Consider the following 235-nt stretch of genomic DNA (forward strand, 5'->3'; position numbering starts at 1 on the left):
TTGCAGCACCAAGCCGCTGTCCATCACATCCTGGCTAGTGGCGCCGAGGTGAACGTAGCGCTCGGCTTCCTGGCTGACGCTGGCGATCTGTTTGCCGAGGGCCTTGACCAGCGGAATGGCGGAATTGCCAGCGGTGGCGATGGCGGTGGCTAGGCTGTCCACGTCGAATAACTCGGCGCGACAGGCGCCCTCGATGGGCGCGACGGCTTCAGCGGGAATCAGGCCGATGCTGCTT

At 64.7% G+C, this 235-nt stretch carries 1 pseudogene; it reads right to left on the minus strand.

The annotated features are described in order from the left end of the window. Window positions 1-235: pseudogene (locus tag AC0IW9_RS31995) on the minus strand (hypothetical protein); the annotation flags it as partial.

The organism is Belnapia sp. AC561 (assembly GCF_979252845.1).